Source organism: Streptomyces sp. NPDC002476 (assembly GCF_042889785.1).
Classification (GTDB): domain Bacteria; phylum Actinomycetota; class Actinomycetes; order Streptomycetales; family Streptomycetaceae; genus Streptomyces.
On record NZ_JBIARH010000040.1, the window covers coordinates 17,455 to 42,556 of the forward strand.

The 25,102-nt window shown below is 70.5% G+C and carries 17 protein-coding genes and 1 tRNA gene; 13 read left to right on the forward strand and 5 right to left on the reverse strand.

Annotation, left to right across the window (positions count from 1 at the left end):
• Window positions 1–77 precede the first annotated feature (77 nt).
• Window positions 78–1,145 (forward strand): ArsA family ATPase, encoded by a 1,068-nt coding sequence (locus tag ACFYXM_RS30770; RefSeq protein WP_389294281.1) that lies wholly within the window; start codon window positions 78–80, stop codon window positions 1,143–1,145.
• Window positions 1,142–2,830 (forward strand): ArsA family ATPase, encoded by a 1,689-nt coding sequence (locus tag ACFYXM_RS30775; protein WP_389294283.1) that lies wholly within the window; start codon window positions 1,142–1,144, stop codon window positions 2,828–2,830. The genes ACFYXM_RS30770 and ACFYXM_RS30775 overlap by 4 nt, the downstream gene beginning before the upstream one ends.
• A 119-nt stretch (window positions 2,831–2,949) precedes the next feature.
• Here the strand turns inward: ACFYXM_RS30775 and ACFYXM_RS30780 are convergent, their stop codons facing one another.
• Complete coding sequence (locus tag ACFYXM_RS30780; RefSeq protein ID WP_199883305.1) at window positions 2,950–3,303, reverse strand: WhiB family transcriptional regulator; 354 nt, start codon at window positions 3,301–3,303, stop codon at window positions 2,950–2,952.
• A gap of 386 nt (window positions 3,304–3,689) precedes the next feature.
• Between ACFYXM_RS30780 and ACFYXM_RS30785 the strand changes: the two genes are divergently transcribed.
• Window positions 3,690–5,963, forward strand: coding sequence for a transglycosylase domain-containing protein (locus ACFYXM_RS30785; protein WP_389294285.1), 2,274 nt, complete (start codon window positions 3,690–3,692; stop codon window positions 5,961–5,963).
• 112 nt (window positions 5,964–6,075) lie between these two features.
• Here ACFYXM_RS30785 and ACFYXM_RS30790 read toward each other — a convergent pair whose 3' ends face one another.
• Together ACFYXM_RS30790 and ACFYXM_RS30795 are read right to left on the reverse strand one after the other, a co-directional pair.
• Window positions 6,076–6,213 (reverse strand): hypothetical protein, encoded by a 138-nt coding sequence (locus tag ACFYXM_RS30790; protein ID WP_389294286.1) that lies wholly within the window; start codon window positions 6,211–6,213, stop codon window positions 6,076–6,078.
• A gap of 32 nt (window positions 6,214–6,245) precedes the next feature.
• Window positions 6,246–6,710 (reverse strand): GatB/YqeY domain-containing protein, encoded by a 465-nt coding sequence (locus tag ACFYXM_RS30795; RefSeq protein ID WP_073788274.1) that lies wholly within the window; start codon window positions 6,708–6,710, stop codon window positions 6,246–6,248.
• Window positions 6,711–6,912: 202 nt separating this feature from the next.
• On the opposite strand from ACFYXM_RS30795, the gene ACFYXM_RS30800 reads away from it, so the two are divergent.
• From ACFYXM_RS30800 to ACFYXM_RS30825, 6 genes are all read left to right on the forward strand, one after another.
• Window positions 6,913–7,851 (forward strand): metallophosphoesterase, encoded by a 939-nt coding sequence (locus ACFYXM_RS30800; RefSeq protein ID WP_389294288.1) that lies wholly within the window; start codon window positions 6,913–6,915, stop codon window positions 7,849–7,851.
• A gap of 116 nt (window positions 7,852–7,967) precedes the next feature.
• Window positions 7,968–8,041: transfer RNA gene (locus tag ACFYXM_RS30805), tRNA-Pro, on the forward strand.
• Between the two features lie 1,017 nt (window positions 8,042–9,058).
• On the forward strand, window positions 9,059–10,774 hold the full coding sequence (locus tag ACFYXM_RS30810; protein ID WP_389294290.1) for a TIGR02677 family protein: 1,716 nt from the start codon (window positions 9,059–9,061) through the stop codon (window positions 10,772–10,774).
• A complete protein-coding gene (locus ACFYXM_RS30815) occupies window positions 10,771–12,096 on the forward strand; it encodes a TIGR02678 family protein (protein WP_389294292.1) in 1,326 nt (441 codons plus the stop codon). The genes ACFYXM_RS30810 and ACFYXM_RS30815 overlap by 4 nt, the downstream gene beginning before the upstream one ends.
• Entirely contained in the window at window positions 12,093–16,337 is a 4,245-nt protein-coding gene (locus tag ACFYXM_RS30820) for a TIGR02680 family protein (RefSeq protein WP_389294294.1), read from the forward strand. Before ACFYXM_RS30815 ends, ACFYXM_RS30820 begins: the two co-directional genes overlap by 4 nt.
• On the forward strand, window positions 16,334–17,608 hold the full coding sequence (locus ACFYXM_RS30825) for a TIGR02679 family protein (protein WP_389294296.1): 1,275 nt from the start codon (window positions 16,334–16,336) through the stop codon (window positions 17,606–17,608). Before ACFYXM_RS30820 ends, ACFYXM_RS30825 begins: the two co-directional genes overlap by 4 nt.
• Window positions 17,609–17,980: 372 nt before the next feature.
• Here ACFYXM_RS30825 and ACFYXM_RS30830 read toward each other — a convergent pair whose 3' ends face one another.
• The gene (locus ACFYXM_RS30830) at window positions 17,981–18,484 is read right to left on the reverse strand and encodes an FBP domain-containing protein (RefSeq protein WP_389294298.1); all 504 of its coding nucleotides are present in this window, start codon (window positions 18,482–18,484) and stop codon (window positions 17,981–17,983) included.
• A gap of 341 nt (window positions 18,485–18,825) precedes the next feature.
• Here ACFYXM_RS30830 and ACFYXM_RS30835 point away from each other — a divergent pair, with 341 nt between their 5' ends.
• Together ACFYXM_RS30835 and ACFYXM_RS30840 are read left to right on the forward strand one after the other, a co-directional pair.
• Window positions 18,826–18,996 carry a hypothetical protein gene (locus ACFYXM_RS30835; protein WP_389294300.1) on the forward strand — a complete coding sequence of 57 codons (171 nt, stop codon included), beginning with the start codon at window positions 18,826–18,828 and terminating at the stop codon, window positions 18,994–18,996.
• A gap of 556 nt (window positions 18,997–19,552) precedes the next feature.
• A complete protein-coding gene (locus tag ACFYXM_RS30840; RefSeq protein ID WP_389294302.1) occupies window positions 19,553–20,356 on the forward strand; it encodes an SGNH/GDSL hydrolase family protein in 804 nt (267 codons plus the stop codon).
• Between the two features lie 296 nt (window positions 20,357–20,652).
• Here the strand turns inward: ACFYXM_RS30840 and ACFYXM_RS30845 are convergent, their stop codons facing one another.
• Window positions 20,653–21,489 carry a class I SAM-dependent methyltransferase gene (locus tag ACFYXM_RS30845; protein WP_389294304.1) on the reverse strand — a complete coding sequence of 279 codons (837 nt, stop codon included), beginning with the start codon at window positions 21,487–21,489 and terminating at the stop codon, window positions 20,653–20,655.
• A gap of 368 nt (window positions 21,490–21,857) precedes the next feature.
• Here ACFYXM_RS30845 and ACFYXM_RS30850 point away from each other — a divergent pair, with 368 nt between their 5' ends.
• Both ACFYXM_RS30850 and ACFYXM_RS30855 read left to right on the forward strand, forming a co-directional pair.
• Complete coding sequence (locus ACFYXM_RS30850; RefSeq protein ID WP_389294326.1) at window positions 21,858–23,693, forward strand: S9 family peptidase; 1,836 nt, start codon at window positions 21,858–21,860, stop codon at window positions 23,691–23,693.
• A gap of 303 nt (window positions 23,694–23,996) precedes the next feature.
• On the forward strand, window positions 23,997–24,977 hold the full coding sequence (locus ACFYXM_RS30855; protein WP_389294306.1) for an SURF1 family protein: 981 nt from the start codon (window positions 23,997–23,999) through the stop codon (window positions 24,975–24,977).
• Window positions 24,978–25,102: the final 125 nt, after the last annotated feature.

Sequence of the window (25,102 nt, forward strand, 5' to 3'; positions counted from 1 at the left end):
GACTGTAATGCCTGTGTAATCCCGGGCACGCGCAGCCTCGTGCGTAGCCTGCGGCCCGACTGGTTAGGCTCGAATACGTGAGCAGGTTCCAGGTCGTCAGCGGCAAGGGTGGTACCGGTAAGACCACGGTCGCCGCCGCCCTCGCGCTCGCCCTCGCAACCGAGGGCAGGCGCACCCTCCTTGTGGAGGTCGAGGGCAGGCAGGGCATCGCCCAGCTCTTCGAGACGGAGTCGCTTCCGTACGAGGAGCGCAAGATCGCCGTCGCCCCGGGCGGCGGCGAGGTGTATGCGCTGGCGATCGACGCGGAGCGGGCCCTGCTCGACTACCTCCAGATGTTCTACAAGCTCGGCAGCGCCGGTCGCGCGCTCAAGAAGCTCGGCGCGATCGACTTCGCCACCACGATCGCGCCCGGCGTGCGCGACGTGCTGCTGACCGGCAAGGCATGCGAGGCCGTGCGCCGCAAGGACAAGCAGAACCGGTACGTCTACGACTACGTGATCATGGACGCCCCGCCCACGGGGCGCGTCACCCGCTTCCTCAACGTGAACGACGAGGTGGCCGGGCTGGCCCGGATCGGCCCGATACACAACCAGGCACAGTCCGTCATGCGGGTGCTGAAGTCCCCCGAGACCGCGGTCCATCTGGTGACGCTGCTGGAGGAGATGCCGGTCCAGGAGACCGCGGATGGCATCGCCGAGCTCCAGGCCGCCGAACTTCCGGTCGGCCGGGTCATCGTGAACATGGTGCGACCGCATCTGCTGGACGAGGACGCGCTGCGCACGGCCGCGGGCGGACGCCGCAAGGAGATCGCCAAGTCGCTGACCCGCGCGGGCGTCACGGGTTCCGCCGGACTCGTACGCCCCCTGGTCGAGCAGGCCGCCGAGCACGCCCAACGGGTTGAGCTGGAACGCGAGCAGCGTGCGGTGCTCGCGGGGCTCGGGCTCCCGGGTTACGAACTCCCGCTGATCGGCGAGGGAATGGACCCGGCGGGGCTCTACGACCTGGCGACGGAGCTGCGCAAGCAGGGCGTGGGGGACGAAGCGGCCGAAGGACCGGGGGCGGACGCCCCGGGCGCCGGAGGGCCGGGTACCGAGAGGCTGGGACACGGAACCGGACGCAGGGCCGGACAAGGGGCGGGCGCATGAGACAGGGGACGGGCGCGGGTGCGGACACGACCCCCGTGCTGGACACCGACGCGCTGCTCGACGACCCCGGCATCCGGATCATCGTGTGCTGCGGTTCGGGCGGGGTCGGCAAGACGACCACCGCCGCCGCCCTGGGCGTACGCGCGGCCGAGCACGGCCGCAAGGTCGTCGTCCTCACCATCGATCCGGCCCGCAGGCTCGCCCAGTCCATGGGCATCGATTCGCTGGACAACGTCCCGCGCCGGGTCCCCGGCATCGACGGCGAGGGCGCCGGCGAACTGCACGCCATGATGCTCGACATGAAGCGGACCTTCGACGAGATCGTGGAGGCCCATGCGGACGCCGAACGGGCCCGCGCGATTCTGGAGAACCCCTTCTACCAGTCTCTGTCGGCCGGTTTCGCGGGCACGCAGGAGTACATGGCCATGGAGAAGCTCGGCCAGCTGCGCGCCCGCGACGAGTGGGACCTGATCATCGTCGACACCCCGCCGTCCCGTTCCGCGCTGGACTTCCTGGACGCGCCGAAGCGGCTCGGCTCTTTCCTGGACGGAAAGTTCATCAAGCTGCTGATGGCCCCGGCGAAGGTGGGCGGCCGGGCGGGGATGAAGTTCCTCAACGTCGGTATGTCGATGATGACCGGCACTCTCGGCAAACTGCTCGGCGGCCAGTTCCTGCGCGACGTACAGACCTTCGTCGCCGCGATGGACACCATGTTCGGTGGCTTCCGTACCCGGGCCGACGCCACGTACAAGCTGTTGCAGGCGCCCGGTACGGCGTTCCTCGTCGTCGCGACGCCGGAACGGGACGCGCTGCGCGAGGCGGCGTACTTCGTGGAACGGCTCGCCTCGGAGGACATGCCGCTGGCCGGTCTGGTGCTCAATCGCGTCCACGGCAGCGATGCCGCACGGCTTTCCGCCGAACACGCACTGGCGGCCGCGGAAAACCTCGACGCGATCGGCATTGTGGATCAGGAGGAAGGGAAGGCTGCACTTTGTGACCCGGCCGACTGGCCGGTCGCCTCTCCCGAGAACGCCACCACGGCCGCCCCCGTCGAGCACAGAGAACACCAGGACCATCAGGAACGCCGGAAAGACCGGCAGCACGCGGGACACGAGGAACACGGGGAGCACGAGGAAACAGAAGACCAGGATTCACGGGAATCACAGGGCTCACAGAACCCCCGGGACTCACGAGACCTACGGGACCCGCGGGATTCGGACGAGGACCGCGGACCGAAAACGTCCCCGAGAACCCCGATTTCACCGAAAACCCCGGCCTCATCGACCGCAGATCCGGATGGCGCGGGTCCGGATGACACGGATGCGGATGACTTGGATCCGGATGGCATGAATCCGGAAGCTGTGGATGCGGGGGGCCCGGATCCGGCGCCGGATCCCGAACTCACGAACTCATCGGTCTCCGCAGCGCCGGGCCTGCTCACGAACCAGAAGACGTACGCCTCCGCCTCTGTCGAGCAGTTGACGGCGGCCCTCCTGCGACTGCACGCGGAACGCATGCAGGTGGTCGCGCGCGAGCAGCGCACACGCGGCAGCTTCACCGCACTGCACCCCGAGGTGGCCGTGGCCGAAGTGGCCGCACTGCCCGGTGACGTGCACGACCTCGCGGGCCTCAGGGCCATCGGTGACCGGCTCGCGGCCGGATCGATCGACGGCCGGACCACGTGACCGTCCAGGCCCGGCGGCGGGGCCGCGTGACCGGTCAGGCACAGTCCGCTTCGTCCATCAGGGCGGGACACGCCGGACGTCCGCCCGAGTGCGCATCCGCGTAACCACCTGCGCCCGCCTCATCCCACAGCGGCGTACCTCTCGTGCAGTTCGTCGTCGTCCAGTCCGATCGCCACGGGCAGGATGCCTCCCGTGGACTGCTCGTACTCGCTGCGAGCGGTCTCCAGCAGCCGGCGCCAGGACGTGACGGTGGGCCGCCTGCGCAGCAACGCGCGGCGCTCCCGTTCCGTCATTCCGCCCCACACGCCGAATTCGACGCGGTTGTCCAGAGCGTCGGCCAGGCACTCGGTCCGCACCGGGCATCCGGTGCACACCGCCTTGGCCCTGTTCTGTGCCGCTCCTTGTACAAACAGTTCATCCGGATCGGTAGTGCGGCAGGCTGCCTGCGCACTCCAGTCGGTTACCCAGCCCATCACGGCGCCGTCCTCTCCCGAATCGAGGCTCCCCCACGGCGGTAGCGGCATATTCACCGCTGCCAGTTGAGGACGTTACGGAAGGTGGCGACAGCACAACACCCCCTTCGGGCCCAATCTTGAATGGCCCGAACGGACTATGCGTATGCGGCAGATCACCCAGGGGAGTGAGGTGAGGACATACGCCAATATCCCCTAAAAATCAGGACAGTTCACCTAGATCGCAACGGACTTTCAATGACACATGCGGCGAATTCGGAAGCGCCCTGACTCCTGGCCAGATCTCGCACGGGGGTTGATGCGGAACCGGACTGCTGTGACAGTTGAGTGCAGCTTAGGCCAAGGCATATACGTGTGTCCGGCGAATGAGAACGTAGGCTGCCCCCATGCCAAAGAAGCGCTCGGGCGGGGGTCTCTCGACGACCCAGCAGGCCGCCAAGTTCCTCGGTGTCGCCGCGCTCTCCGGAGTCGTGCTCGCGGGCATCGCGCTGCCGGCCGCCGGAGCCCTGGGGCTCGCCACCAAGGGGACGGTCGAGGGATTCGACGAGATCCCGGCCAACCTCCAGACCCCGCCGCTGAGTCAGCGCACGACGATCCTCGACAGCAAGGGCGGACTCATCGCCTCCGTGTATTCGCGTGACCGCACGGTGGTGAAGCTGAAGGACATCTCGCCGTACATGCAGCAGGCGATCGTGGCGATCGAGGACGCCCGTTTCTACGAACACGGTGCGATCGACCTCAAGGGCATCCTGCGCGCGCTGAACCGCAACGTGCAGACGGGCGGTCCGGCGCAGGGCGCCTCGACCCTCACCCAGCAGTACGTGAAGAACGTCTTCGTCGAGGAGGCCGGCGACGACCCGGACAAGGTCGCGCAGGCCACGCAGCAGACCATGGGCCGCAAGATCCAGGAGCTGAAGTACGCGATCCAGGTCGAGGAGAAGCTCGGCAAGAAGCGGATCCTCGAGAACTACCTCAACATCACCTTCTTCGGTCAGCAGGCGTACGGCGTCGAGGCCGCCTCCCAGCGCTACTTCTCCAAGTCGGCGAAGGACCTGACGCTGGAGGAGTCCGCGCTGCTGGCCGGCCTCGTGCAGTCGCCGACCCACTACGCCCCGGTCAACGCCCCGGAAAGGGCGACCAAGCGCCGCAACATCGTGCTCCAGCGGATGGCCGACGTCGGCTCCATCACGCAGGCCGAGGCCGACAAGGCGAAGGCGAACCCGATCAAGCTGAAGGTCAAGAAGCCGAAGAACGGCTGCATCACGGCCGTCAGCGGCGCCGGGTTCTTCTGCGACTACGTGCGCAACGTCTTCCTCACCGACCCCGCCTTCGGCAAGACCAAGGAGGACCGGGCCAAGATCTGGAACCAGGGCGGCCTGACGATCCGCACGACGCTCGACCCGCAGTCCCAGCAGTCGGCGCAGAACTCGATCAAGAGCCACGTCTACAAGACGGACAAGGTCGCGACGGCCGTGACGCTGGTCCAGCCCGGCACGGGCAAGATCATGGCGATGGGCCAGTCCAGGCCGTACGGCTTCGGGCCCAACGAGACCCAGTACAACTACTCGGTCGACAAGGACATGGGCGGCTCGAACTTCGGCTTCCCGACCGGTTCGACGTTCAAGCCGTTCCTCGCCGCGGCGGCTCTGGAGGGCGGCAAGCCGGCGACCCAGGTCTACTCGTCCCCGTACGAGATGGACTACCCGGACACGGTACGGACCTGCGGGAAGCCGTGGGTCAACGACAGCGTGCCGAAGTATCACCTGGAGAACGAGAACGAGTCCGAGCGGGGGCCGTACGCGCTGAAGGCGGCGATGGAGAAGTCCGTCAACACCTACTTCGTACAGATGCTCGAGGACATCGGCATGTGCCCGGTCTCCCGGATGACCGACAAGCTGGGTGTGGTGCAGGGCGACGGCAGCAAGCTGCCGCAGAACCCGTCCACGCTGACCCTCGGCTCCGACGGCCTGTCCCCGCTGACGATGGCCAGCGCGTACGCCGCCTTCGCCAACCGCGGCACGTACTGCACGCCGATCGCCATCGAGTCGGTCAGGACGGCGGACGGCAAGTCGCTCCCCGTGCCGAAGAGCAAGTGCTCGACGGCCATGTCCCAGACGACGGCCGACACCGTCAACTCCCTGCTGCGCGGAGTGGTCGACTCCGGTACGGGTCAGCAGGCGGGGCTCGGCAGCCGCGACAACGCGGGCAAGACCGGTACGACCGACGCCCGCAAGAACGCCTGGTTCGTCGGTTACACGCCGAACATGTCCGGCGCGGTCTGGGTCGGCAGCCCGTCCCAGGACGTCGAGATGGTGAACATCAACATCGGCGGCGTGTACCAGGCCAAGGTGTACGGCGGACAGGTACCCGGACCGATATGGCGTGACGCGATGACGGGCGCCCTCAACGGACTGCCCGCCCCCTCCTTCAACACCATCAACATCCCGGACCCGGCGAAGAGCCAGAAGCCGGGCCCCGGCAAGGGCCGGCCCGGCGACGGAGACGACCGACAGGGTCGCCCCGACCAGCACGGTCAGGGGGCGGGCGGACGGCCCGGCGGCGGGAACCCGTTCCCCGACATGACCATCTCGCCGGACCTGATCGGCGGGAACAACGGCGGCCACCGCGGCCAGGACAACGGCGGAACGCAGGGGCCCTGACCCGTATCCGTACAGAGCACACGACGAAGGCGGGGCTCCCGGACTGTGACCGGTCCGGGAGCCCCGCCTTCGTCGTGTGTGCCGCGCGGCGGTCGTACGAGCTGCGCGTTCGTCACATGTACCGGACGTTCATCGCCTCGTACCGGACGTTCGTCGCGTCGTACCTGCCGCTCGCATCCGCCATACCGCGCGCATCCGCGTCCATCCGGACGCCCTGCGCATCCGCGCGTACGCCGCATGCGCTCGGCATGCCATGCGCGTGCACTCCGCGCGGCGGCGGTCTCAGCCCGCCAGGAGCTTCTTCACGGCGGCCGCCACACGGCCGCCGTCCGCCCGCCCCGCGACCTTGGGAGTCACGATCTTCATGACGGCACCCATGGCCCGTGGTCCCTCGGCCCCGGCGGCCTTCGCCTCCTCGACGCCGGATGCCACGATCGCGGCCAGCTCGTCGTCGCTCAGCTGCTTCGGCAGGTAGGCGTCGAGGATCTCGCCCTCCGCCTTCTCCCGCTCGGCCTGCTCGGTCCGGCCGCCCTGGGCGAACGCCTCGGCCGCCTCACGGCGCTTCTTCGCCTCCTTGGCGATCACCTTCTGCACCTCGTCGTCGGAGAGCTCGCGCGCCGACGTGCCGCTGACCTCTTCCTTCGCGATGGCGGTGAGGGTCAGCCGGAGCGTGGACGAGGTCAGCTCGTCGCGCGCCTTGATGGCCGTGGTGAGGTCTTCCTGCAGCTTGGACTTGAGCGTGGTCATGTGCTGATTGTGGCAGGTACACGGCCTCCGCCGCCCGCAGGTTTCTCCCGGGTCGCCGCGGCTTCCCCGAGCCGCCGCACTCCCGTCACGCTCCGACCGCTCTCATCTCCCGGCCCCACCACTCGCGTGTCCGGCCCCGCCGCGCCGGTCTCCGGTCCCGCCGCCTTTTCGGGCGCGGCACCGCGTCTGCGACGATGGACACATGCGCGCACGCTACGGACTCCCCCTGAAAATCACGGCAGTCGGCGCGGCGATCGGGGCGGCCGGCCTCGCCTACGCCGCCGGATTCGAGGCCCGCTCGTTCCGCCTCCGGCGGGTAGCCGTCCCCGTCCTTCCGCAGGGGGCGCGCCCGTTGCGCGTACTGCAGATCTCCGACATCCACATGGTGAGTGGCCAGCGCAAGAAGCGCGCCTGGCTGCAATCGCTGGCCGGTCTGCGCCCCGACTTCGTCGTGAACACCGGCGACAACCTCTCCGACCCCGAGGCCGTGCCCGAGCTGCTCGACGCGCTCGGCCCGCTGATGGGGTTCCCGGGCGTGTACGTCTTCGGCTCCAACGACTACTACGGCCCCAAGCTCCGCAATCCCGCCCGCTACCTCGTCGAGAAGATCCAGGGCAGGCACGGCCTCAACGGGAACGCTCCCGTGGTCGGCGCCGTCCACAACCCGTGGGAGCCCATGCGCGACGCCTTCGACGAGGCGGGGTGGCTCGGCCTGTCCAACACTCGCGGTCATCTCAAGATCGACGGCCTGGACATTGCCTTCACCGGCCTCGACGACCCGCACATCAAACGCGACCGCTACGCCGAGGTGTCGGGCGGCCCCGAAACGGGCGCCGACCTCTCCATCGGCGTCGTCCACGCCCCCTATCTGCGCTCCCTGGACGCCTTCACCCGGGACGGTTACCCCCTGATCCTGGCCGGTCACACTCATGGCGGCCAGCTCTGCGTCCCCTTCTACGGGGCCCTGGTCACCAACTGCGACCTGGACACCGACCGGGTCAAGGGCCTCTCCTCCCACGCCTCCGGTGGCCACCGGTCCTACCTCCATGTCTCCGCGGGCTGCGGCACCAACCGCTACACCCCGGTCCGCTTCGCCTGTCCCCCGGAGGCGACCCTCCTGACCTTGACGCCCCGCGACTGATCCCGCGCCCCACGCCCGCCGCCGGGCTCGGCCCCGTGAGCAGGACATAAACCGGATTTCGTCTGCGGGCTCGGGTGGGCTAAAGTAATCGATGTCGCCGGGAGACCGGCGACGATCGGGGTGTAGCGCAGCTTGGCAGCGCGCTTCGTTCGGGACGAAGAGGTCGTGGGTTCAAATCCCGCCACCCCGACAGAGAAATACCAGGTCAAGGGCCTGATCCTCACTGAGGATCAGGCCCTTCCTGCGTCTCCGGTGATCGTTTGGGAGAAACCTGGGAGATGATCTTGGTTGGGTAGGCCCCAAGAACTGGAGTCCGGCGCATCGGGAGGGCACGCGATGGAGCCGAGAAGTGCAGCGGCGGCGGGACGGGACTTCCCCTGCACCGCACGAACCACCTGTTGCATCGAGATCCATAAGGACGGCAGCGTCACCCATGGCACAGCCCCGGCGGCGTAAGAGCGGGCGGTGGCCGGCGAGTCCGGGCTGTACGCGGAGAGGCCCGGGGAGTGGTCCAGCCATCTCTTCGTGATCGACGATGGACGAGTACGCCAAGGCCCCGGCATAAGGCACGACGTGCAGCGGACAGGGCGGGCCGGGCATGTGCACCAGGTCCGGTGGCCCGAGTCGGACGGCGAGCAGAATCCTCGCAGCCCATATCTTGGCATCGAGGTCGTGCTGGACTGCGGGTGCAGGGTCGAGAGTCTCGGCGTGTTCACCGCGCAGATGCGAGAGCAGAGGGGCTGGCTGTGGCCACCTCGGCCGGGTGGAGCCGCTGCAGCGGACCCGAGAGCACCACGTACTCCAGGGTCCGCCGCAAGAGCCTGACTTCCTGAACCATCCCTCGAATGACTGGGCCGGCCAGGTCAGCGAGCTGTGCATCGTTCGGGGTGCGCACGGCGCGGGTGACCTCATCGACATCACTGTCCTCGTCCGCGTCGTCGTTACTGCCTGCTGCGCGAGCTCGGGTTGCCGACAGATGAGATGGCCTGCAGCGAAGCAGGGCCCTCTCAGTGGTGGACGAGAGCGAGGATGCGGCTCTTGCTGGGGGTGTGCTCGCAGTGGAAGCCGCGAAGCACGGCCAGGGTCGGCTGAGCAGACATGCGGCTCTCCGCAGCGGTCTCGGCTCAGCGAGAGATCAACAAGTTCCCCTGAACCAATTCCGGCCACCCCCCATCACCCGCCAGACCCTCCACGTAACCTCGCAGCCATGGAGGAACCCGCACCCGGCACTCCGCCGGAATCCGGCGAAGCGCCATCGGCACCCGGCTCCGACGAGACGCGCCGACGCCTGGACGCGTACGCCTACCTGAGCGCGCCGGAGCGGCTGGAGTACATCGCGATCATGCGGGTCTTCTGCGGGACGCTCCTGGCGGACCTGGCCGTCCCGGAGGTCATGACGAAGCTGCGCGAGTCCGGCGGGCCGGGTGCGGGTCTCGACGCCGATCCCCTCACGGCCCGGCTGGAGCAGTTGGAGCGGTGGGGCAATCTCCTGCGTGGCAGCCATACGGTGAAGGCATCCAGCATCACCGAATACCAGCGCTCCCGCGCGCGCTACCAGCTTTCGAGGCTGGGCGAGCGCATCCAGCGGGACGCCGACGGGGTACTGGCCGAGGCCGACGCCGCCCGCGAGGTGAGCAACGAGCTGCTGGCTCTGGTCGAGCGCGGGCTCCGGGAGCTGGCCGAGCTGGTCACCGAGCCGGGCGGTATCGCACCGCAGGACGGGCTGGAGCGGGTCAGCACGCTGTTCGTGCAGTTCGCCGAGTTCGCGGACTCCGTCCGGGACTTCTACGCCTACCTGGGCCAAGTGCTCGCCCGGTACGACCTGGACAGCGCCGCGTACCAGGGCTTCAAGGAACTGCTCCTGGACTACGTCGAGGCGATCACGGAGGATGTGGCCTTCCGCGCACCCCGTATCTCGGCGGCACTGGACACGCTCTGGCCGCGCCTCCCGGCCCTGCTGGACCGGCTGGACGCTCACGCCCAGGGTCTCGCCGGGATTTCGTCGCAGAGCGAGGGCCGCATGGAGTCCCGGGTGCAGCGCAGCCGGGGCCGTGAGCTCGCGGACTGGGAGGGGCTGCGCGGCTGGTTCAGCGACACCGGCGGGCAGAGCAGCCAGGTCGACCAGCTGCGGGACGCCACCCTGCGGGCCCTCCAGTCGCTGCTGGCCAACGCCAAGCGGATGCTGCGCTCGGCCACCGGGGAGATGTCGCGGCGCCGGGACCTGCTGCGGCTGGCCCGGTGGTTCGACGAGGCCGCACCGCAGGACGCGCACGACATCGCCGTCGCCGCCTTCGGGTTGTACGGTGCCCGCCACCTGGGCATTCCGCCCGCCACCGATGAGGTGGTGCCCGCCTACACCAGCTGGTGGACCGGCCCGGTGGTCGAGGTCCCGGTCGCGCTGCGCGAGAGGGGCAGCCGCGCCCAGCGAGGCCGCGCGGCGTCGGTGGAGGACCATTCCGCGCAGAAGGAACGGCTGCGGGAGGCAGCGCGTCGGCGGGCTGCGGACAGGAAGGCGGCGGCGGACGAGCTGCGCAGCGCGTCGGGCCGTTTCGACGACGTACGGCTCACTTCGGCGGCGCTCGGCCTGCTCCTGGAACTACTGGCCACGGCGCTCGGAAACGCGCAGCTCAAGCGGCGCTTCGACCCGGCCGGGGAGGACGTCCCGGCCTTCGGTCTGGGCGCGGCGTGGAGCGAGGACGCCGATCTGGGCATCCGGCTCACCGTGCACCGTACGGCGGGCGCGCGGACTCTTCTCCACTCGGCCGACGGGGACCTGCTGCTGGACGAACTGGAGCTGGTCGTCGGCCGGACGGCTGCGACGACGGACGGTGAGACGGACGAAGCGGAGTCGACCGGTGCCGAGGCGAATGCGACGCCGTCACGCACGGCGCACGTCGGCAAGGCCGAGATGAGCGTGTCATGACTCTTCCCTCTGCCCACGACGTGGCCCTGGCAGCCGAACGCCGCACCGCCGCCCGGCTATTGCTCGCCCACCCGCTGGTCACGTCGGACGGCCCGCACGCCGACCTCTTCCTGCTGGTCCGCAGGCACGCCGACTGGCTGGGGCAACGGTTCCAACGGGTGCTCGGCTACCGCCTCCTGGTCGACAGTTCCTACGCCCGGCTGTTCAAGGCCGGGCTGGGAGCGCGGTCGGGACACCGGCTCGTGCGGTCCACCGGCACTCCCTTCACCCCGCACACCTACGCCTGCCTCGCACTCGCCCTGTCGGTGCTGGTCACCGCCCCCGAGCAGATGCTGCTGTCGCAACTCGTCGCCGATATCCGGGCTGCGGCGGCCGACGCGGACATCGAGCTGGAGGAGACGGGTCGGGCGGCCGCCAAACGGACCCTGGTCGCGGCCCTGCGCCAGCTCGTCGAGTGGGGCGTCCTCGTCGAGACGCACGGCCACGTGGGCGTCATCGCCCAGGAGGCGGGCGGGGAGGCGCTGATCACGGTCGACCGGGAGCTCGCCCGCGTCATCGTGGCCGGACCGCTCGCCCAGTCCCGGGATGGTGCCGATCTGGTCCGGCGGGCGGCGGACCCGGGGTTCGGAGGGCCGCGTACCTACGTACGCCGGATGCTCGTCGAGACGCCGGTCGTCCATCTCGACGAGCTGACCGACGCGGAACGCGACTGGCTCCGGACCCGCCAGCGCCGGGAAGCCCACGCGTTCCTCGAACTCCTGGGCCTGGAGACGGAGATCCGCGCCGAGGGAGTGGCGCTGGTCGACCCCGAGGAGGAGCTGACCGATCTCCACCTTCCCGGTACGGGGACCGTCGCCCAGGCCGCACTGTTGCTGGTGGAAAGGCTGGTGGAACGGCTCCGCCCGCCCGAGCCCGGGCATCCGTCGACCGGCGGCGTGCTCGTCGTCGGGGTGGCCGTTCCGGACGGTCTGGTGGACGAGCTGCTGGCCGATCTGGTCGCCGAGTACGGGGGCCGTAGCAACTGGCAGCGCGGCTACCTGGAAGATCGCGACGCCCTGCGCGAAGCCGTGCTGGACCTGCTGTCCCGTATGCGGCTGCTCGCCCCCGCCGGCCCGCAGCGGGCCGAGGGGGAGGGGCTGCCGGAGAGATACGCCGAAGAGCTGCCGGAAGGCCGCCAGGTCACCGACGTCCGTGAAGCCCGGCCCGGCGGCAAGGGCTGGGTACTGCTCGCCGCGGCGGCCCGTTACGCCACCCGCGTCACCGTGCGTACGGCCGGCGCGAGACCCCACGTCGCCGACGCACAGCAGGAGTTGCCGCTATGACCACCGATGCGCGTGACCTCGTCCCGCTGCCGCGCTCCGGCCCGTCGGCCACGACAGCGAGCACCCGCTTCCGGCTGCACCGCGCGGGCATCCAGAACGTCTGGCAGTACGACGAGCAGGAGTTCGCCTTCGGTGACGGGCGGCTGCTGCTGCGCGGCAAGAACGGGGCGGGCAAGTCCAAGGCCCTGGAGATGCTGCTCCCGTACCTCCTGGACGGCGACTCCCGGGCCCTGGACGCGACCGGCACGGGGCGGACGACGCTCGCCTGGCTGATGCTGGACGGCTTCGAGCAGACCAACCGCCTCGGTTACCTGTGGGTGGAGTTCCGGGGTACGGGCGAGGGCGGCGACCACCGCTATCTGACGCTCGGCGCCGCCGTCCGGGCCTCGAAGTCGGCGCAGAAGGCCGTGCCGACCTTCTTCGTCACCCCGCAGCGCGTCGGTGAGGATCTGCACCTGGTCGAGGCGGGCAAGCCGCTTCCCGTCGACCGGCTCAAGGAGATCGTCGGCTCCGACAACGCGACGGACCGAGCGGTCGAGCACCGTGCCCGCGTGGCACGGGACCTCTTCGGGATCGCCGACGCGACGCGCTACCGCAACCTCACCCAGCTCCTCCACCGGTTGCGGCGCCCCACGGTCGGGGACCGCATCGAGCACGGCGGCCTGGCAACCCTGCTGAGCGAGACCCTGCCGGGCCTCGACGAGGACGTGGTCGAGAAGGTGGCACGCAACCTCCACGACCTGGACACCGTACGAAGTGAACTCGGCCGCCTGGAACGTACCGACGCGGCACTGCGCACGTTCCTCGCCGACTACCGCCGCTACCTCGCCGGTGTTCTGCGCGCCTCGGCCCGGGACGTGAACCGGGAACTCGACGCCCTCTCCCGGCGACGCCGGACGGCCGGGGACGCCGCGCAGCGCACGGGCGATCTGAAGCGTCAGGAGGAGGAAGCGGAAGCCGGGCTGGAGACGCTCCATGAGGAGGAAGAGGCCGCCCGGACGGACCTTGCCGCTCTGCATGCCAGTCACGCCTACCGCAGCCTGCGCGAACTGTCGGAGCGCCGCAGCACCGTGGAGGCCCTGCACACCACGGCCATGACGGCCTTCACCGCTCTGCGCAGCGCGCACGAGGCGGAAGAGGGCGCGGCCGAACGGCTGGCCGAGGGCGTCGAGGACCTGGGCAGCCGGCTCACCGAGCTGGGCACCGAACACCGGGAGCTGCTGGGCCAGGCGGAGAAGGCGGGGCTTCCCACCGGACATCTCGGCGACGCGCCGGCACTGCCGCGCACGGTCCGCTCCCAGGCGACGCAGACTGAGCTGGCCGGCCCGGACGGGGAACCGCAGACCGTACGGCACCGGCCGGTGGTTCGCGTGGACACGGCCACGACAGAGGCCGGGCTGCGGTCCTGGCACGGGCGACTGGGAGACGCCGAAGCTGTCGTACGGAACCGGGAGCGGATGGCCCAGGAGGTGGCCCGTCTCTCCTCGGCGGCCGACGAAGCCCGGACCCGGGCGGCGCAGGCCGACACGGAGAGGGAACGGCTGGAGAGCGAGGCGGAAGAGGCCGCCGACTGTCTCGAACTCAGTCGCGAGAAGGTCGCGGAGGAGAGCCGAGGGTACGCCGACGAGATCGCCACGTGGGTGGAGGAAACGCGGACCGCAGCGGGGCCCGACTGCCCGCCGCTGGATGCCGTCCTCGCTGAAGTAGCCTGCGCGACGAACGCCGACGCGCCGTTCCCGGACCGCGTGCTCTCACCGGACACCGACACCCGCGCGCGGCAGACGGCCCACGCGGCCCTGGAGCCGTACGCCGATGACCTCACCCGGCACCGTGACGCACTGGCGCTCGGCGTCGGCCGGCTCGGCGAGGAGATCGACCGCCTGGCCGAGGAGAGGCAGGAGTGGGAGCGGCGTGCCGACCCCGAGCCTCCGGCCCCGTACCACCGCACCGCGGAAAGGAATCCCGCCGACGGAGCGCCCTTCTACCGGCTGGTGGACTTCGCGGAGCACCTGGCCTCCGCCGAACGGGCCGGCCTGGAGGCGGCGCTGGAGGGGAGCGGAATCCTCGACGCGTGGGTCAGCGCGGACGGTGCCCTTCTCGACCCGCTCACCCGGGACACCCTCTTCCAGCCGGGCCTCGAACTGCCGCCGGGAGCACAGGACCTCTCCTCGGCCCTGCGCCCGGTCCCGCGGCCGGAGTGCGGCATCACGTCCGAGCAGGTGGAGCGCCTGTTGTCAGCCATCGTGCTCGCACCGGCCTCGGAGACCGCCGCCGCCAGCACGGTCCACTTCGACGGAAGCTGGCGTCTGGGGGCCCTGCGTGGCCGGCACCACAAGAGCGTCGCCGAGTACGTGGGAGCAGCCGTACGCGCGGAGACCCGGCGGCGCGTACTCGCCGAGCTGGAGGACCGGCTCACGCGGACGGAGCAGCGCCTGACCGATGCCCGTAGCGAACTCGCCACAGCCGATTCCAGGCGGCGGGCCCTCACTCTCGCGGAACGCAACTTCCCCCGGGCGCGGCAGCTCTCCGGCGCCTGGAGCAGGACCACGTCGGCCGAGAAGGCGTTGCGGGACCTGACCGCCAAGGCGACCCGCGCTGCGCGGCTGGCCGAGGAGGCCCGCGCTCTCGCGGTCTCGGCACGCACCGAGGCGGACGCCACCGCGACCGCCCATGACCTGCCCACCGATGCCGCCGCCCTGGACCGCGTACGCACCGCGCTGGCGGCCCTGCTCACCGGTATCGGCCACCTGCGCAGGGCGGTCAGCGGTACGGTCGCTCGGCTCGGCGGAAGTCAGGCGGACGACCGGCGGTACACACGGGCCCGAGAGGGACGCTCGGAGGCGGAAGAGGGCTATCGGCTTCGCCGCCGGCAACTACGCACCGCGCAACAGGATCTCCAGACCCGAGAGGCGGCCGTCGGATCATCCGAGGAGGAGATTCTCGCCGACGAGCAGGATGCCAAGCAGCGTGTCGCGCATGCCGCGGGCGCCATCCCGGCGGCGGAGCACGCCCACAACGAACTGCGCGATCGACGCGTGCGTGCGGAAGAGGAGGAGAAGCGTCTGCGCGAGGAACTGGCGGAGCAGGAGACGGCCGTCATCGAAACCGGCCGCACTCTCCGCGAGGCTCTCAGCCGTCCGGAGGTCGTCAACGGGGCAGGGCTGGACCGGTCCTCCCTGCCCGGCCATGTCTCGGACAATCCCGGTTCGAACGTCCGTGACCGCCTGCGCGCGCTGCGTGCACTGGCGGAGGCAGTCGGGCAAGTCCTCGTCGGTTCGCGGGGCGAGGTGTCGGACGACACCCTCCTCAAACGGCACACGGCGCTGCGCGATCAACTGGCAGGCGGCTACGACGCACAGCTCGACGAGCGCGACGGCATCAAGGTGTGCCGTCTGCTCGACGACCATGGTTCGCACGATGTCGCGGTCGTGGGCGAGCGGATCGCCGTACAGTCCGCGGAGGCGAGAGGACGGCTGACCGAGCGCGAGAGCGAGGTGTTCCAGCGGTTCCTGACCGGCGAGCTCGGCGACCATCTCTCCACACAGGTCATCACAGCGGCCAACCTGGTCGCAGCTCTCAACGACACTCTGAAGACCGTACGGACCTCGCACGGCCTCGGCGTAGAACTGCTGTGGAAGCTCGACGAGGACGTGGATGCGGACGTGCGGGCAGCCGTGGAACTGCTGCGCAGCCCGTCGAGCCTCCGAACGCGCGAGCAGACCGAGCAACTGCGTGAGGTACTGCACCGCCGCATCGAGGACGCTCGCCGCGCCGATCCTTCGGCCGGATACACAGCCCATCTGCGGACCGCGTTGGACTACCGCGCGTGGTTCAGCTTCCACACCTTCGTGGTCGAGGACGCCGCCCCCGGGCGCAGGAGGAAGTTGACCGGCCGTACCGGCCTGAGCCAGGGAGAGCAGCGCGTGCTCTCGTACCTCGTGCTCTTCGCAGCCGCTGCGGCGCACTTCACCAGCCTCGCCGAGTCGGCCCCGCACGCGCCTCGGCTGATTCTCCTGGACGACGCCTTCGCCAAGGTCGACGAACCCACACACGGCCGCCTGGGCCGCATCCTTGTCGACCTGGATCTCGATTTCGTCCTCACGAGCGAGCGGTTGATGGGCAACTGGGCCGGGGTTCCGTCCCTGCACATCTACGAGTGCCTCCGCGACCCCCATGTGCGCGGGGTGGCCACGTTGCACTACACGTGGAACGGTCGGCACCGGCGTCTGGCGTCGGTATGAGCGGACTCCCACCCGCCACACGCGACTGGCTGGCGGGCCCTGGTCTCGCCCGGCTCTGGGGCGAGGCACGCAAACGTCTGGAACGCAACGGCGTACAGTCCACCGGCTCCCTCCGGCTGACCGCGGTGAGCGCCCAGGAACGGAACGACCTGTCACTCCTGCTGGAAAAACCCCTCACGGGTACGGCCGTGACCGTGCGGCTCGACGCGCTCGACGAACGCCTGCGCACCTCGGCCGCGGGGCTCGGGCTCAAGGAGGTCGTGGAAGCACTCGGTCCTCCGCTCACCGACCGTCGCGCGGCCCGCGAGGACAGCGCGGCACGACGACGGCACGTGTGGTCGTCGCTCGACTCGGCCCTCGGCGCCTCTCCGCTGGCCGAGCAGGAGTGGACGCGGCGGTGGTCCGACGTGCTGCGTCGCACCGGAGTTCCGAAAGGGGTGACGTCCGAAGCGGCCGTACGGACACTTCAGCAAGCGGTCCTGGTACTCACCGTGCTGCTCGATCCGGAACGCACCGGATCGCGGGGCCGCGGCGAGCTGGCCGCGGCGGCGACGGGTTCGGCGCACGGCCTGGACGACGGCACCTGGCTCGCCCGCCTCGTCCAGCGCGGCATCGCCCTGGCCCACGACACAGAGCTCCCCGGCAACGCGGCCGCCCGACGCGCATTGTGGCGGCTGGTCTCCGTCACACCGGACGAGGTCTCCAGCACGGTACTGACCTACGGCCTCCGGCCCGTCGGCGAGGACTGGCGTGCGAGGTCACTGCGAGAGCGGGCCGCCCACCACGCCGAGACCCACCTGACGCCGCGCGATCTGCTCGGCCTGCGGCTCCGGCTCCCCGCCGGAACCGTCGTCCACATCTGCGAGAACCCGCGCGTGGTGGAAGCCGCAGCGGATGCGGCCTGTTCCGGAGCCCTGGTCTGCACCTCCGGCAGCGCCGCGACGGTGGTCTTCACCCTCCTCGACGCCCTCGCCTCCACCGGCTGCTGCTTCGCCTACCACGGCGACTTCGACTGGCCGGGCATCGCGCTCGCCAACCGGGTCATCCGCCGCTACGGAGCCCTGCCGTGGCGCATGGGCGCCGAGGACTACGAACGCCTCGCCGCTGCCGGCCAGGCGGAGGGTGTCCCACAACTACCTCTCGACGGCCGCCCCGTCGAGGCGGACTGGGACCCTGGGCTCGCGCCCGCCATGGCCGCGCTCGGCGTGGCACTCCATGAGGAGGCGGCTCTTGAGCTGCTGGTGGGGGATCTGTCCGGCCCCACGCGGTAGAGGAGGGGCGAACGGTCTGGCCCGGCCCGCGCCGATCACCTCGTGCCCGCGCGCCACGAATACCCGGCACACCGCGCCGCCCAGCGTGCCGCCCGCGCCTGCGCCGCCGGTGGTGCCTTCGGCCTCGGCGCGGTCGGCACGGCGGAGAGTCACGGCCACCCGGGCGTCCGCTTCATCCCGGTCTCCGACGCCCCCCGCCGCCACGGACTACCTCGCCCGTCCCGTCCACCCCACACATCCGCTGACGGAGGACTTCCTCGCGGCGGTTCGGAACGTGGTGAGCGGCTGAAGCCGGAGCCTGTGCCCGCCCCTCGCGTCCTGCTCGGCACGTAGGCGGGCCGCGCCGGCGGGCAGCCGTCGCGTCCGCCCGGTTCACCCCGCGGTGACCTTGGCCGCGAAGGCGTCCAGGTTCTCCGACATGCGGGCCAGGCGCTCGTCCAGGCCGAGGGTCTCCTCGTAGCGTCCGGCGCGCAGTTTCGGCTGCCGCTTGCCGCGCACGTACAGGGGGCAGGCGAGGTCCGCACAGATGTAGATGCCGATCGTGTTGCCCTCGCGTCCGCGAGTGCCCGCCAGAGGCGCGGCGAGCAGAGTGACGCCGGAGGAGGCGTGGCCGGTCAGGCAGATCTGGCAGAGGCTGGACTTCACGGCGCTGGTACGCCTCATGGAAGGAACCCGCAGCGAGAGCCCCAACGGGCCCTCCGCACGGGGCAGCACCAGGTGCGCCTTCAACGGTGCTCCGGGATCCACCCATCCCAGGAAGTCCAGTTCCGCCCAGGGGAGTTCGGCGAAATCGAGTGGCAGCCGGAGCCGGGCCGCTTCCCCCTTGGTGCAGTTCACGAAGGATGAGCGGATCTGTTTCTCACTGAGCGGTTCCACAGCCGTCGACCATATGCCCGACGGGGGCGAACCGCATTCGAATTATCGGCGGGAGCGGCGGTGCGGATCGCGGACGGCGACGGAGGCGTCACACCGCCTGCCGCACGAGCCGTCCCGCCTCTGCCCGGTCCCGGCCCCACCGGCTGTCGCACCACCTGTCGCGACCCCACCGCGACGCCCGTCGCGACACCCGTCGGGGTCTGCGCCCAGGGCGCCGCCCACGGCGCCTGCCACCCGCCCGGAAGCACACCCTGCAGCCCGCGCCCGACATGCACATTTCGTACGCATATGCGAATCTAAAAGTGGCCCATCGTCCGAGATCCGCTACAGGAGGCACGATCGTGGGCAAGAAGCAGAGTCGGCAGAATCGCGGCGCCCGCACCGGTGGCCATGAACGCAGTACCGCCCCGGACACGAAGGAGAAGACGCAGCCGGCCTCCACCGAGGACACGGTGCGTTCGATCTCGGAGCAGGTCTCCCACCGGAAGCAGCGGAGGTTCGGCCACAATTGATCTCCGTAGGCCGCGACAACTGAACCCGTAGATCCAGACCCACCGCCCTCCGTGGCGGCGCCCCGCGCAGGGGTGCCACCACGGAGGGCGGTTTTCTGATGCCCGCGCCCGGCGACCGGGCCCCGACGATTGGACCTTCTGCCGCTCGGGCCTCCCTCCGCCCACACCCCCTGCCGCCCGGCTCCGCCGACACCCTGCCCCCTCTCGTCGCTCAAGACCCCTGCAACTCGGGGGCCCCGCCACGTCGGGGGTCCCGCCACGTCGAGGGCCTGCCATCCAAGGCCGGTTCCGGCCTTGACGACCGGCCGCGACGCCCGGCACACCCCTCACGGCGGCTCGGCGGACGGTTCGGCGGGGTCGGCAAGTGAGCCGAAAAACACCCTTCTCAGGTGCGGCCAGAGGTTTATCTACGCGCGGAGCTCACATACCCGAACGATCATTCGGGCATATCAGACCAGTTCTTGCTCAGCTATTACCGGCCAGTACCCAGAGCTGCTAGAAACATGGCGCCCCATCACCCCCCACCCATTCCCCACACTTCGGAGGGCTGACAGCCATGTCAGTACGGCGTTTCTGGGCGTCCGCTTCCACTCTGGTCCTCGCCGCCGCGGCTGCTCTGGGCGTCGCCCAGCCGGCCTCGGCGAACTCCATAGCCACCGGTGGCTACGTCGCTCTCGGCGACTCGTATTCCTCCGGCGTCGGCGCGGGAAGCTACCTTTCCGACAGCGGTGACTGCCGTCGGAGCACCAATGCCTACCCCTACCTCTGGGCCGCCGCCAACTCGCCCTCCTCGTTCACCTTCGTCGCCTGTTCGGGCGCCACGACGAGCTCCGTGGTGAGCACTCAGCTGGGTGCACTCAGCTCGTCCACCGGTCTGGTCAGCGTCACCGCGGGCGGCAACGACGTGGGCTTCGCCGATGTCATGCAGGACTGCGTGCTGTCCAGCGAGGCCGCCTGCCTGAGCAGTGTCGCCTCGGCCGTGTCCCAGGTGCAGAACTCCCTGCCTTCACGTCTGAGTTCGCTCTACGGCTCCATCAAGACCCGTGCCCCGAAGGCTCATGTGGTGGTGCTGGGGTACCCGCGTTTCTACAAGCTGAGCGGCAGCTGTGTCGCCGGGCTCTCCGAGAAGAAGCGCGCGACCATCAACAACGCGTCCGACGTCCTGAACGGGGTCATCGCCAAGCAGGCCGCCGACGCCGGGTTCACGTACTCCAGCGTGGTGGACGAGTTCACCGGGCACGAGCTGTGCTCCGGCGACGCGTGGCTCCACAGTGTGTCGGTCCCGGTCTACAACTCGTACCACCCCAAGGCGGCCGGGCAGTCGGGCGGCTACCTTCCGGCCTTCCGCTCGGCGGCGTAGTACGCGGCCGACGGCGAAGCCCGAGAGCCGAATTCGGAGGGTCGAAGGCTGGAAGGCTGGAAGGCTGGAAAGCGAAGGGCGAAAAGTCGAAGAGTCGCGCGCGGAATGCACGTGCGCCCGGGTACGACGGGCGGGCCGGCCGGAAGCATGAGCCTCCGGCCGGCCCGCCGCGGCCTTCGGCCTCTGCCTCTTACGGGTCCGCGCCCGTACGCTCGGCGGTCCTGGCCGGAACTGGCCTGTGGGCGGGCTGGAAGCGGCGGGGAAAGAGCAGACGGTCGAGGGCATGCGATGGGCCGTCAGGACTCGGACGGGCGCGACGCCTTGATCGAATACATCAGCGGGATCCGCGGGCGGCCGGCGGGGAAGCGGTAGAAGCCGTCGTCCTGCCGCTCCAGCGCCGAGAACCGGGCGAAGAGCGAGACATCGTGCTCATGCAGGAACTCGATCCGCAGGCCCGTCGCGGCCAGTGCCGACACCACATCACCAATCGGGTGCTGCCATTCGACACTGCGGTTGTGGACGGTCGGCGCGTCGAAGTCCGTGTACGTGCCCGGGGTTTCTTCCACCCACGCGTCGCGACAGAAGTAGTCGTGGACGATCTCCCTGCCGGTCGAGTCGTCGAGGCAGTCGGTGATCGGATGGAACTCCGCGAGGTAGAGGAAACCGCCCGGCGCGACGAGCGACGCGGCGACCTCAGCCCAACGTCGGGTGTCGGGAAGCCAGTTCAATGCGCCGGTGCCGGTGTAGACGATGTCGTACGAGGAGTCCGGGACGGCCTCGGCGGCGTCGTGGACATCGGCGGTGACGAACGCCGCCCGTTCTTCGGGAAGTCCAATCTCGCGGGCCAGGCGGCGCGCCGTCCCGACGGCCGGTTCCGAGAAGTCCAGCCCGACGACGCGCGCCGCGCCGTGCCGTGCCCAGGAGAGGGTGTCCACTCCGATATGGCACTGCAGATGCAGCAGCGACTTGCCCGTGACATCACCGACCTCCGCACGCTCGAAGTCGCGCAGTGCGTCCTTGCCCGCGCGGAAGGAGTCGAGTTCGTAGAAATCGCTCGCGGTGTGGATGGGGACCCGTTCGTCCCAGCGTGCACGGTTGGCCTGGCGCCAGTCGGCGGGGGTCTCTGCATGCATGCCGGAGAGGTTATCCACAGGCTGAGGACGATGCGAACGAATTGTCGGCGTTCCGGCGCAGAATGGGGACCATGACTGAGATCACTGGCTCGACGGCTCCCATCTCGCGGGCGACCGCCCCCGCGCCCACGACCGAGTCCGGACAGGCGTCCCCGACCGGGTCCGGGCAGGCGTCCGCGGCCGAGCACGGGCCGACGTCCCCGGCCGTGCCGGGGCGTGCGTCCGCGACCGATGCGCGTGTGGCGGGGACCGGGAGCCCGGTCGCCGACGGGGGCGGAGCGGGGGCGGTCGCCGATGGAGCCGGAACAGCACCGGTCGGCAACGAGGCCGGAGCACATGCGGTCGGCGAGGAGGCGGCGGGCGCGTCCGTGCCGGTGTGGGAGCAGCGCTTCCGTGCGCCCCGGGTGTCGCTGCCCGACTGGGCCGAGGAAGCGCCGGACCGCGCGCTGTTCGTCTCCAACGCGACGGGGACGTACGAGCTGTACGCATGGGACCGCGCCACTGGGGAGCAGCGCCAGGTCACCGACCGGCCGAACGGGACGACGGAGGGCGTGCTGACGCCGGACGGCGAGTCGATCTGGTGGTTCGACGACACCGACGGGGACGAGTTCGGGGTGTGGATGCGTCAGCCGTTCCACGGCGCCGACGGCGAGGGGCCCGCGGACGAACCGGCGGCGCCCGGTCTCGCCCCCTCGTACCCGGCGGGGCTCGCGATCGGGCGGGACGGTACGGCGGTGATCGGCCGCTCGACCGACGAGGACGGGACGACGATCCATGTCGTGCGCCCCGGGGCCGCCCCCGTCGAGATCTACCGCCATCGCGAGTCGGCGGGCGTCGGCGATCTCAGCCATGACGGGATGCTGATCGCCCTGGAGCACACCGAGCACGGCGACGCGATGCACTCCGCGCTGCGCGTGGTGCGGCCCGACGGGTCCACGGTCGCGGAGCTGGACGACACCGCGGGCGGCACGAAGGAGTTGGGGTTGTCCGTGCTCGGCTTCGCGCCCGTCGCCGGTGACAACAGGCTGCTGGTCGGACATCAGCGTCGCGGGCGCTGGGAGCCGATGATCTGGGATCCGGTGACGGGCACGGAGACGGACCTCGGGATGGATCTGCCGGGCGATGTGGGCGCCGAGTGGTATCCGGACGCCTCCGCGCTCCTGGTCGTGCACGGGTTCGAGGCCCGCAGCGATCTGTGGCGGTACGAGCCGGGGGCGGGCGCTCCTCCCGTCCGGGTGGAGACCCCCGCGGGCTCGGTCTCGGGTGCCACGGCCCGGCCGGACGGCACGGTGGAGTACTTGTGGTCATCGGCCGCGCAGCCGCCCGTCATCCGGTCGACCTCGGGCGCGGTGGTGCTCGATCCGCCCGGCCGGAAGGCCCCGGCGTCCGTGCCGGTGGAGGACGTATGGGTGGACGGGCCCGGCGGCCGGGTCCACGCACTCGTGCAGCGGCCCGCCGCCCCGGCCGAGGGGCCGTTCCCCACGGTGTTCGAGATCCACGGAGGGCCGACCTGGCACGACAGCGACGCCTTCGCGTCCGGGCCCGCCGCGTGGGTGGACCACGGCTATGCGGTCGTCCGCGTCAATTACCGGGGTTCCACCGGGTACGGCCGAGCCTGGACGGACGCGCTCAAGCACCGGATCGGCCTGATCGAGCTGGAGGACATCGCCGCGGTGCGGGAGTGGGCGGTGGTTTCGGGGCTCGCCGACCCGGCGAGGCTGGTCCTGGCCGGTGGCTCCTGGGGCGGTTATCTGACCCTGCTGGGCCTCGGCACCCAGCCGGAAGCCTGGGCGGTGGGCCTGGCGGCCGTGCCGGTCGCCGACTACGTCACGGCGTACCACGACGAGATGGAGGACCTGAAGGCGCTGGACCGCACCCTGCTGGGCGGCACACCGGAGGAGGTCCCGGAGCGCTTCGCGGCCTCGTCCCCGCTGACGTACGTCGACGCCGTCCGGGCGCCGGTCCACATCTCGGCGGGGGTCAACGACCCGCGCTGCCCGATCCGCCAGATCGAGAACTATGTGGACAGGTTGAAGGGGCGCGACGCCGTGCACGAGGTCTATCGGTACGACGCGGGGCACGGCTCGCTGGTCGTGGAGGAGCGGATCAAGCAGGTCCGCCTGGAGCTCGACTTCGCCCGACGCCACCTGACCACGGAAGCCCCTGCCCCCGCCCCCGCTGACACTCCCCCGTCCGGCGGCTGAAGGAGGCACTGCGGCCGGAAGCCTGAAGAACGGCAGACAGAAGAACGAACGGCAGACAGAAGAACGGCAGACAGAGGACGGGAGACGGAAAGCGCAGGACGGAAAGCGGGGGACGGAAGGGGAGGCGGGAGGCGGAAAACGGGAACAGAAGCCGCGCCGGGTGGCGGGGACGGCGTGCCGTACGGGGGACTCGGGGACGGTGCGCACGGGGAGGGTGGACGTGGGCGGCGGGGCGCGGGGCGGAGGGAGCGTGGGCGGGACCCCGCGCCGGGGAACCGGAGCGAGAGACCGTACCGTGGAGGGGTGTACCGGTTCCTGCTGACCCCGCGATGGTGGGGGATCAACCTGTTCGTCGTGCTGGCCATCCCCTTCTGCGTCTTCATGGGCACCTGGCAGCTCGGCCGCTTCGAGGACCGTGTGCAGACGCACAACGCCGCCGAGAAGCAGCCCGCTCCGGGTACCAGGGCCGCGAAGCCGATCGACGACCTGCTGCCCGTCGACACGGCGACCTCCGGCCGTCCCGCCACCGCCACCGGTCGGTACGCCGACCAGTTCCTGGTGCCCGGACGGGAGTTGGACGGCAAGGACGGCTTCTACGTCCTGAACATGCTGCGCACGGACAACGGCAAGGCGCTGCCGGTCGTGCGCGGCTGGTTGCCGGGCGAGCCTGGCAACACCGCCGTTCCGGCCGCGCCGACCGGCACGGTCACGGTCACCGGCGACCTCCAGGCCTCGGAGAACGCCGGCACCGCGGGAGTCCATGCCACGGGCGGGCTCCCGGACGGCCAGCTCGGCATCATCGGCGCAGCGTCCCTCGTCAACCTCGTCCCGTACGACGTCTACGACGCGTGGGTGACGCTCCAGGACACCGATGGCAGCGGCACCAGTGCTCTGCGTCCCGTACCGGCCACCGTGCCGCAGGGCACCGGGCTGGACCTGAAGGCGTTCCAGAACCTCGGCTACACCGGGGAGTGGTTCGTCTTCGCCGGGTTCGTGCTCTTCATGTGGTTCCGGCTGATCCGCCGCGAGGCCGAAGCCGCGCGCGACCTGAAGCTGGGAATCGTCGCGGAAGCGGAAGCGGAAGCGGGCGCGGGCGGGAGCACGGCGGCGAGCACCGACGCGGATGCGGATGCGGATGCGGGTACGGATGCAGGCAGGAACGCGGATGCGGATGCGGATGCGGCCGAGAGCTTGAGTTCGGGCGTGGGTGCGGGTGCCGCTGTCGTCGGGCCCGCCGACCACGGCGTGCGGCCCGGGTCCGACGCGAAGACCGGCGGCGCCTGAACCGTCCGCATGTGCCCGGGGCCCCGGGGCCCCGGGGCCCGGAGGCCGACGCCCGGAGCGCCGGGGGGCGGGCAGCGACACACGCGTGGGCGCCTGGTGAGCGTGGGGGCACGCGCAGGCTCGGG